Origin of the sequence: Streptomyces boluensis, assembly GCF_009908195.1 — a bacterium.
Lineage (GTDB): Bacteria > Actinomycetota > Actinomycetes > Streptomycetales > Streptomycetaceae > Streptomyces > Streptomyces boluensis.
Map to the genome: position 1 here is coordinate 1 of NZ_JAAAHS010000338.1, position 8599 is coordinate 8599.

Annotated in this window: 9 protein-coding genes; 2 read left to right on the top strand and 7 right to left on the bottom strand. The window is 73.7% G+C overall.

Annotated elements, in window-relative coordinates; all coding sequences use genetic code 11:
• Positions 1 to 18 precede the first annotated feature (18 nt).
• The 3 genes from GUY60_RS29865 to GUY60_RS29875 all read right to left on the bottom strand — a co-directional run bounded on the left by GUY60_RS29865 (position 19) and on the right by GUY60_RS29875 (position 3185).
• Positions 19 to 630: a TetR/AcrR family transcriptional regulator gene (locus tag GUY60_RS29865; protein ID WP_161703401.1), complete on the bottom strand. Its 612-nt coding sequence runs from the start codon at positions 628 to 630 to the stop codon at positions 19 to 21.
• Between the two features lie 91 nt (positions 631 to 721).
• Entirely contained in the window at positions 722 to 2713 is a 1992-nt protein-coding gene (locus tag GUY60_RS29870; protein ID WP_161703403.1) for a SpoIIE family protein phosphatase, read from the bottom strand.
• Positions 2714 to 2795: 82 nt separating this feature from the next.
• Positions 2796 to 3185 (bottom strand): DUF7144 family membrane protein, encoded by a 390-nt coding sequence (locus tag GUY60_RS29875; protein WP_161703405.1) that lies wholly within the window; start codon positions 3183 to 3185, stop codon positions 2796 to 2798.
• 539 nt (positions 3186 to 3724) lie between these two features.
• On the opposite strand from GUY60_RS29875, the gene GUY60_RS29880 reads away from it, so the two are divergent.
• A complete protein-coding gene (locus GUY60_RS29880; protein ID WP_246235812.1) occupies positions 3725 to 5026 on the top strand; it encodes a chloride channel protein in 1302 nt (433 codons plus the stop codon).
• On the opposite strand, the gene GUY60_RS29885 is transcribed toward GUY60_RS29880, so the two are convergent.
• Entirely contained in the window at positions 5008 to 5805 is a 798-nt protein-coding gene (locus GUY60_RS29885; RefSeq protein ID WP_161703409.1) for an alpha/beta fold hydrolase, read from the bottom strand. The two genes, GUY60_RS29880 and GUY60_RS29885, sit on opposite strands and share 19 nt — an antisense overlap.
• Before the next feature lie 115 nt (positions 5806 to 5920).
• On the opposite strand from GUY60_RS29885, the gene GUY60_RS29890 reads away from it, so the two are divergent.
• The gene (locus GUY60_RS29890; RefSeq protein ID WP_376771337.1) at positions 5921 to 6424 is read left to right on the top strand and encodes a GlcG/HbpS family heme-binding protein; all 504 of its coding nucleotides are present in this window, start codon (positions 5921 to 5923) and stop codon (positions 6422 to 6424) included.
• A gap of 296 nt (positions 6425 to 6720) precedes the next feature.
• Here the strand turns inward: GUY60_RS29890 and GUY60_RS29895 are convergent, their stop codons facing one another.
• The 3 genes from GUY60_RS29895 to GUY60_RS29905 are packed head-to-tail and all read right to left on the bottom strand — an operon-like array spanning position 6721 to position 8559.
• Positions 6721 to 8007, bottom strand: a complete 1287-nt coding sequence (locus tag GUY60_RS29895; protein WP_161703411.1) for an amidase family protein — start codon at positions 8005 to 8007, stop codon at positions 6721 to 6723.
• Positions 8004 to 8231 carry a hypothetical protein gene (locus tag GUY60_RS29900; protein WP_223178749.1) on the bottom strand — a complete coding sequence of 76 codons (228 nt, stop codon included), beginning with the start codon at positions 8229 to 8231 and terminating at the stop codon, positions 8004 to 8006. Before GUY60_RS29900 ends, GUY60_RS29895 begins: the two co-directional genes overlap by 4 nt.
• Positions 8232 to 8265: 34 nt before the next feature.
• The gene (locus GUY60_RS29905) at positions 8266 to 8559 is read right to left on the bottom strand and encodes a flavin reductase (RefSeq protein ID WP_161703417.1); all 294 of its coding nucleotides are present in this window, start codon (positions 8557 to 8559) and stop codon (positions 8266 to 8268) included.
• Between the last annotated feature and the right edge of the window lie 40 nt (positions 8560 to 8599).

The window sequence follows — 8599 nt, forward strand, 5'->3', positions numbered from 1 at the left end:
ACGGGGGGGCTCGGGGCGTCAGGAGTCGGTACGGGCGCCCGCGCAGCGCAGCGCCATCGCGGTCAGCTCGGCGACGAGGGCCTCGACGGTGCCGGGTGCGGGGGTGGACACGGGGTCGACGAGGACCTCGCCGACCGCGCCGGTCAGCGCGGCCGCGGTGATCCACGGGTCCTGCGGCGGCAGCAGTCCGGCGTCGACGCCCTCGCGTACGACTTCGGCGAACAGGGCGTGGTAGCGGCGCCGGAACTCCAGCCGCTCCTGGCCGACCGCTGGTTCGGCGGGCGCGGCGAGCAACGCGTGGGCGAGGCCCGGCCGTTGGAGGGCGCGCCGCGCGAACAGGGCGACGCCGCGCGCCAGACGTGCCGCCGGTTCCCCGGCGCCGCGCAGGGTCTCGCCGAGTACGTCGACCTCGTGGCCCGAGGCGCGCCGGAACACCTCGACGGCCAGGGCCGACTTGGACGGGAAGTGCTGGTACACGGACCCGACGGACACCTCGGCGGCGGCGGCCACCGCGCCGACGGTGGTGTGCGCCCAGCCGGTCTCGGCGACCAGGTCGGTCGCCCGGGTCAACAGGTGTTCGCGGGCGGCGAGTTGGCGTCGGAGCACTTCGGGGGTCTTGCGGTAGGCCATGGGCAAGGAGTGAACCATCATTCAGTTCTTTGCGCCAGAGGCCGCCGGGAGCAGATGGGAGCAGGTGGGAGCAGGCGGGCGGGGCTCAGGTTCAGTCGGCGGGGCCGGCCCGGAAGGCGATCATCGCGGTGTCGTCGCGGTCGTCGGAGAGGTCCTGGAGGTGCCGCAGCAGGTCGGGCAGGTTCTCGTCGCGGTGGCGCTGGGCCGCGCTCGCCAGGCGTCGTTGGCCGTCGTCGAGGGCCGCGGTCGGGGTCTCGATCAGGCCGTCGGTGTAGTACAGGACGGTGTCGCCCTCGGTCAGGGTGTGCGTATGGGTGGTCCGGGCGACGCCGGGGGCCACACAGAGCGGCGGGTCCGCGCGGTCGCCGGTGAGGAACCGGGGCCGGTCCCGCGCGGGGATGAGCAGCGGCGGCGGGTGCCCGGCGTTGGACCAGGTCATCAACCAGGTGCCCGCGCGCCGCCGTTGGAGATGGGCGTGCACGACGGTGGTGAACGGGGCGACGTCGAGGCCTTCGGCGGCGTCGTCGAGCATGGCGAGCACCGTCGCCGGGGTGGAGTCGGGCCCCCTGTTCCAGGCGAGGCCCCTGAGCATGCTGCGCATCTGCCCCATCGCGGCCGCGGCGGTGAGGTCGTGCCCCGCTACGTCCCCGATGTCGAGGCCGAGCGTCCCGTCGGGGTGGACGATCGCGTCGTACCAGTCGCCGCCGATCTCCGTGACCGAACTGGCGGGCTCGTAGCGGGCGGCCAGGCTCGCCCCGGCCACGAGGGGCAGCCGGGTGAGGTGGGCGCGCTGCAGGCGAAGGGCCGTACGGCGGGCCTGCTGCAGTTCGAGGACCATGCGGATGGGCCGCTGCGCCTGGTGCAGCACCTCCCGCAGCCGTTCCACATCGGCGGGCGCGGGTGCGGGGGTGTCGCCGTTGGTGCTGGTCGCCGCGTAGCCGAGCACCAGGTCGTCGACGACCAGCGGGATGAGGGTCAGGCTGTTGGCGCCCGAATTCGTCAGCCACTCCTCGGTGACGGTCGGCACGAGGCCGGGCGGTACGGGGCCGCCGGGCGGAACCTCGAAGGTCCTGGCGGCCCGCGCTTCGAGGACCTCGCGCACGGTGTCCGTGACCGTGATGCTCTGGCCGCGCAGCGCGGGCGGGGCGGGCAGGTCCTGGCGGGTGGTGGACGCGACCCGGCGGACGGTGACCGTCGCGTTCTCCGGCAGCGGCCACGAGTCGCGCGCGAGCAGCAGAATCAGGCAGGCGTCGGCGAGTTCGGGCACGACCACCTCGGTGAGCGCGGCGAACGCCTCCCGCAGGGACCCGCCCGACACCTCGGCGACCCGCGCGACAAGCCGGTCCCCCAGGTCGGCCCGCCAGGTGCGTTCGACGTCGACGGTCGCGGCGATCCACTCCTCGGCCCGCCCGTCCCGGATGATCGGCGCGCACCGGGTGGCCATATGCCGGTACGAGCCGTCCGCGACCCGGACCCGGAACGTGCCGTGGAAGACCCCCGGCCGGGTCTGCGCGGCGGCGGTGCGCCAGGCCTCGACGAGCCGGTCGCGGTCGCGGGGGTGGATGTGTTCGAACCAGCCCTGGTCCGCCTGCCCGTGCCAGGGCTCCCCGGTGAGTGCCTGCCAGCCCGGGACGATCTCCTCCATGGAGCCGTCGGAGTGCATCACCCACACCATCTGCGACACGGCGGACACCAGTGCCTCGTACCGCTGGAGCGCGATCGTCCCGGCGGTGTTGTCCATGGCGACGACCAGGACCCCGGCGACGTCGTCGGGGAGGGTGACCGGTGTGCAGGAGTAGAGGAAATACCGGGCCAGGTACGGCAGTTCGGGTTCGGGTGTACGCGTGTCGGTGAGCTGGCGCGGCCGCCCGGTGGCGATCACCTCGTCGAGCACGGTCAGGAACTCGGCGGCGCCCGGTTCGGGGAACGCGTCCCGCGCGGGCAGCCCGACGGTCCGTGGGCCGAGCATCCTGATGTGCGCCGCGTTCACATAGACGAGCCGTGGCTCGGGGCCCGCGAAGAGTGCGACGCCCACCATGGTTTCGTCGAACAGCTTCGGGTCGAGCGCCCGCGCCGGGCTCATGTCCAGCACCACCGGGCGCGTGGACCACCCGCCACGCCCGCCACCACGCCCGCCGTCACGCCCCGCACGTGTCCGGCAGCTCTCAAGCCCCCGCGCTCCTGGGCCGGTAGACCGCGAGCGCCCAGATGATGAAGACGTCGAGGGCGATCATGATGACGCACCAGACGGGTGCGTACGGCAGGAACAGGAACTGGCCCACCAGCTTCAGCGAGGCCAGCGCGATCCCGGTGGCCCGCGCCCACCCTGCGCCGGAGATGATCCCCCAGCCGACGACCACGGCGATGACGCCGAGGACCAGCAGGATCCAGCCCCAGCTCGTGAGGCTGAGCTTGTAGACGTAGTCGCCGAGCCGGGCGTACACGTCGTCCTCGGCGAGGGCGGTGAAGCCCTGGAGCATGGCCAGGACACCGTTCACGAGCATCAGGACACCGGCGAACGTGACCCCTCCGGCCACCCATCCGCTGCTGCCCACGTCGTCGCTCGCTGCGCCTCCCGCTCCGTGGCTGGCTCCGTGGCTCGCTCCGTGGCTCGCTGCGTCTCTCGCTCCGTGGCTCGCTCCGTCAGGGACCGGTTGCTGACTCATGCTGCGACCTCGTGTCTCGCGGCTCGGGGGGCTGTGCTCGACTCACGCTGCGGATCGGCGGTGCGGATCCCGTACGGGGGATCCCGTACGGCGGGTCCGGCACCGATCCCCTTCGAAGTTCCGCCAGTTCGGCCGCGGCCACCACAGGCGCTGGTCCGACCGGGTGAGCCCGCGCGGCCACGCACGTACGCGGCCCCTGGGGGTACCTCACGTGCCCGAGGCCCGACATGCACCTTCCGCGCGGGGTGCGTTTACTGGACGGCAACCGGCCTGGGCGGGGGCGCCCGCCCGGCGCCCCGGCCCATCGGATGCGCCGACTTCGAGGCCTTGAGGGGAGCACCGTGCCCACACCCGAGGCCGCACCACCCGAACCCGCACCGCCCGAGAAGCCCGCACCGCCAGGGTCTGCCGAACCGGCGGCGCCGACGCTGCGGCAGACCCTGCTCAGCCGGGGCTACCTGCGGCTGCTCCTGCTGTGCGCGCTGCTCGGTGTGCCCATCGCCCTGGCCAGCTTCTTCTTCGTGTCCCTGCAGCACGAGCTGCAGCACGGCGTGTGGGAGGCGCTGCCGGAGGCGCTCGGCTACGACCGGGCGCCCTGGTGGTGGCCGCTGCCGACGCTGCTGCTCGCCGGGCTGATCGTCGCGCCGGTCGTCACGCGTATGCCGGGCGCGGGCGGGCATGTGCCGGTGCACGGCCTGGGCGGCACACCGCTCGGGCCACGGGAGTTGCCCGGTGTCGTCCTCGCCGCGATCGCGACGCTGCCACTCGGTGTCGTACTCGGCCCCGAGGCACCGCTGATGGCCGTCGGCAGCGCCCTCGCACTACTCTCCCTGCGCGCCCTGCGGCAGGCACCCGACCCGCGCGGGACCATGGTGCTCGCCACCGCCGGGTCGACCGCCGCGATCTCCACCATCCTCGGCGGGCCCATCGTCGCGGCCGTGATGGTGGTCGAGGCGGCCGGGCTCGGCGGCGCCCAGCTCGTGGTCCTGCTGCTGCCGTGCCTGATCGCCAGCGCGGCCGGTGCCCTGGTCTTCACCGGCTTCGGCGAGTGGACCGGCCTGTCCGTCGGCGGGCTCGAACTCCCCGTCGTACCACCGAACATGACGCCCGACGCCGGTGACTTCCTCTGGGGCGTGCCCGCCGCCGCACTCATCGCGTCCGTCATCACCGCGGGCCGCGCGCTCGGCTTCGGCACGGCCCGCTGGACCCGGCGGCACACCGCGCGGCGCACTGTCCTGGCCGCACTCGCGGCCGGTGTCAGCCTCACCGCGTACGCACTGCTCACCGACCGCTCCCCGGAGGAGGCCGCGCTCTCCGGACAGGCGGCGCTCGGCCAACTCGCCGAGCACCCGCACTCCTGGTCGGTGGCGGCGCTCGTGGCCCTCGTCGCCTGCAAGGGCCTGGCGTGGGGGCTGTGCCTGGGCGCGCTGCGCGGCGGCCCGATCTTCCCGGCGGTGCTGCTCGGCGCGGCGATCGGCGTGGCCTGCGCTGGGCTGCCGGGGCTCGGCACGGCACCGGGCCTCGCTCTCGGTATCGCGGCGGCCGCGGCGGCGATCACCGGACTCCCGCTGACCAGCGCCATCCTCGCGGTGCTGCTGCTCGGCCCGGACGGCCAGGATCAGATGCCGCTCATCGTCACGGCGACCGTCGTCGCGTTCGTCACCGCGCAGTTGCTACGCCGCGGGGAGACGCGGGAGCCGGAGGGTGCGGGTCAGCCCACCGGCCCGTGAGCGCGGCAGAACGCGCGTACCGCCGCCGAGAAGTCTTCCGGCGCCTCCAGGTTGCTGAGGTGCCCGGCGCCGGGGAGCAGCACGAGGTCGGCGTGCGGGATCGCTTCGTGGAAGGCGCGGGCGACGGTCAGCGGGGAGCGTACGTCGGCGTCGCCCCAGAGCAGCAGTGTCGGCACCGCGATCCGGGGCAGCAGGTCGGTCTCGTCGGCCTCGGCCATCAGGGACAGTTGCGCGGCCATGGTCGCGGGGCGGACGTCCCGGTCCATGTCCGCGAGCAGCCGCGCGTACCGCGCGGGCGGCTCGCCCGCGAACAACCCGGGCACGGACGGGTCGAACTCCTCGGGGGGCGCCGCGAGCATCCGCCGCACCCCCGCGACGCGGGCCTCGACCTCCGCCGGGGGCAGCGAGCCCTTCCAGCCCGCGTACGTGTCCACGAGGAGCAGCGTCCTGACCAGGTCGGGGCGGTGCCGGTACAGCTCAAGGACGACCGTGCCGCCCCAGGAAAGCCCGGCGACGTGCGCGGGGCCGAGGCCCACGTCCTCGATCACGGCGGCGAGGGCGTGCGCGAAGTCCGCGAGCGTGCAGTCGGGCGGCAGGTCGGCGGACCGCCCCGACCCCGGCTCGTCCCAGGCCACGACGGTGAACTCGGCGGCCAGGGCGTCGAGTTGAGGCTGCCACATCCTGCCGTCGAGACCGGCCCCGTGCACGAGGACGAGCGCCGGGCCCTGCCCCGTCCGCGTATAGGCGATCTCGAGGCCGCCTGCCCGCACCACTGTCATACGGCCAGGCTACGAGCGGGCCCGGTGCGTCACCCGACGTGGCACCCCACATATCACCCGGTGGAGCGCCCGGAGGTGGCTGCCGCGTGCAGGTCGCGCAGCAGCGCCTCATCTACTGGGGCGGCGACATCCTGTACTACGCGTCGCGCTACCTGACCGCCGAGCTGTGCGACCGGTTCCGCGCCCCGGCGTCAAGGAGGTCGCCGCCGCCAACACCACGCAGTCGACGCACCTGACGGTCGAGGCCGCGACGAAGGCCGCGCAGGCCGCGCTCGACGCCGCGAAGAAGGAGAACCAGCGGGTCTCCGTCGCGGTCGTCGACCGCAACGGCAACACCATCGTGACGCTGCGCGGCGACGGCGCCGGCCCGCAGGCGTACGAGTCGGCCGAGAAGAAGGCGTACACGGCCGTGTCCTGGAACGCGCCGACCTCCGAGCTGGTCAAGCGCCTGGAGCAGGCCCCGAACCTGAAGGACATTCCGGGCACCCTCTTCCTCGGTGGTGGCGCCCCGGTGACCTCGAAGGACGCCCCGATCGCGGGTGTCGGTGTCGCGGGCGCCCCGTCCGGTGACCTCGACGAGAAGTTCGCCCAGGCCGGCGTCGCCGCCCTCGCGAAGTAACCCGCACCGGCTGAAGCAACCCGAACCGGCTGACGGGCGCCGCACCCCGGCGCCCGTCCGTCCGTCGCGTATCACCAGGCGCGGATCCGCGCGTCAGCGCATGCAGAGGCCGCCGTTGGCGTCCGCGATGAACTCTGGTCGTCCGAGGCGGCCCACCGGGATCTTCACGGCACTTCTCCCTGCGAGGGGCGGTGTACTGCGGGCGTTCCGAGGCGTTCTGGGGCGTTCTGGGGCGTTCTGGGGCGTTCTGGGGCGTTCTGGGGCGCCCTCAAGTGGCGGCGTACAGCGGGGTGTTGTCAGGCGAGGTGGTTCTCGATCCAGGTGCCGTGGGCGAGCAGTCGCGCTTCGTCGTGTGCGGGTCCGACCACCTGGATGCCGAGCGGCCGTCCGTCGGCGGCACGCAGTCCGGGTACGGCCACGGCCGGGAGGCCGCATGCCTGCCAGGCGCGGCTGAGTGCGGGATCGCCGGTCGCCGCCAGGCCCTCGGGTGCGGCGCCCGGCGCGGCCGGGCCGACGATCACGTCGTACGTCGACAGGAGTTCGGCGATGCGGATACGGGCTGCCGCCACCGTCCTCCTGGCCTCGTCGTACTCGGCGTCCGTGGTGCGCTCCCCGGCGCGGAGGAGTGCGGCCAGGGGTGCGCTGAGGCGGTCCGCGACCGCGCGTTCCTCGGCGCGCTCACGTGCCGCCTCGTACGCCATGACGACGGGGTGGGCCGCGGTGACCTCGGCGACGAGCCGCTCCTCGGGGAAGTCGTCCACCAGCGCGCCGCCGTCCGCGAGGCGTGAGCGGACCGACCGCAGCGCCTCGCGCATCTCGCCGTCGACCACGCCGAGCGCTTCGGCCGACCAGAACAGCACGCGCGGCGGGCGGCCCGGCGCGGCGGCGGCCCCGTCGAGCGCACTCCCGTCGAGCGCAGCCTTGTCCAGCCCACGACCGTCGAGCGCGCTCCAGGCCACGGCGAGGTCGGCGGCGGACGCCGCGAAGACGCCGTGGCTGTCCAGGCTGGGGCTGAGGCCGACCACCCCGTCGAGCGGGAACCGTCCGTGGGTCAGGACAAGCGAGGCCACCCCGCAGTACGCGGCGGGCCGGGTGACGGAGCCCGCCGTCTGGGAGCCGATGGCGAGCGGCACGTGACCGGCGGCGACGGCCGCGGCCGAACCGCTGGAGGAGCCGCCCGGCGTGTGCCCCGGCGCGGCCGGGTTGTGCGTCGGACCGGGAGCGAAGAACGCGAACTCGGTGGTGACGGTCTTCCCCAGGACGACGGCACCGGCCCGGCGCCACGCCCTGACGATCGGCGCGTCAGCGCGTGCCGGAGCGGCGTCGGCCCGCAGCGCCGAACCGCACCGGGTGGGAAGTCCGGCGACGTCGACGATGTCCTTCACGCCGAACGGGACGCCGCCGAGGGCTCCGGCGGACGACGACAGGTCCGGTTCGGTGCTGGTGACGACCCAGGCGGCCAGCTCGGGTTCGGTCGCGTCGAGGCGGGCCCGCGCCCGGTCGAGAGCCGCTCGGGAGGTGGTGGCGCCGGTGGCCAGATCCCTGACCAACGCGCGCAGCGACCAAGGCGCGTACAGACTCATCGCTCGTACCGTTCCGCTCTCTCGTACCGTTCCGCTCTCTCGTACCGTTCCGTACTCTCGTACCGTTCCGTACTCTCGTCCCACTCCGCGTCGGCCGCTTCGGGGCCGTCGGCGGGCACGGTCCAGTGGACCCAGTCGAGTTCCCTTCCGTGCGCGTCGTGGGTGAACAGATCGACGTGCCGCAAGCCGTAGTCGAACGTGTCGACGTAGCAAGTGAGCGTCATGCGCGAGGCGTTCATCCGCATCATGCTCCGCTCGTCACGCGCTCAACGGCGTGGGTACGGGGTGGAATTGGCACCGGTAGTAGACGAGGCTGCCTTCGTCGTCCTGGCCGGGTACGACCTGGTCCACCTCGACGAACATCACCGTGTGCGAACCGCGTTCCACGGTGCCGGTGACACGTCCGAGGACCGAGGCGGCCGATCCGCGCAGCACCGGCACGCCGTGGGAGTGGTCCCACACGTCACCGGTCACGTCGAACCGCTGTTCGCGGGCGTCCGAACCGGTGCCGGTCTTGTGGATCGATCTGCGGTCGGTGATCTGCCCCGGGATCTTGGGCCGGCGGCCCCCGCGACGACATCACGGTCCTCAC